This window comes from Isoptericola haloaureus (genome assembly GCF_036689775.1).
In the GTDB taxonomy this organism is placed as follows: domain Bacteria; phylum Actinomycetota; class Actinomycetes; order Actinomycetales; family Cellulomonadaceae; genus Isoptericola; species Isoptericola haloaureus.
Window position 1 is genome coordinate 1 of record NZ_JBAGLP010000103.1, and the last position, 327, is coordinate 327.

1 protein-coding gene is annotated in these 327 nt (G+C 70.0%); it reads right to left on the minus strand.

All coding sequences use genetic code 11. The features are described from left to right. The coding region (locus tag V5O49_RS02025; RefSeq protein WP_332900767.1) for a hypothetical protein at positions 1-271 on the minus strand (271 nt) is incomplete at its 3' end. Between the last annotated feature and the right edge of the window lie 56 nt (positions 272-327).

Below are 327 nucleotides of genomic sequence, written 5' to 3' on the forward strand. Positions count from 1 at the left end.
GGGTCTGGGGGTAGTCCGCCAGCTCCCAGGTCACGGTCGCCCCGACCTCGCCGAACAGCGGCGGGGTCGGGCACTCGAGCTGCAGGACGGTCTGGCCGGAAGGGAACGCGTACGACAGCCCGTCGGCGTCGTCGCCCTCGAGAGTGCAGAACGCACCGTCGAGGTCGGCGTCCAGCGGGCCGGTCACGGCACCCGCGTTCGGGTTGGTGACCGTGACGCTGACCGACCGGTACGGGTCGGCCGACTCGTCCAGGACCGTGTCGCTCTCCATGACCTCGATCGTGTAGTTTATCGTGGCCGACTCCTCGTCGGCCCGCAGGTCGATCG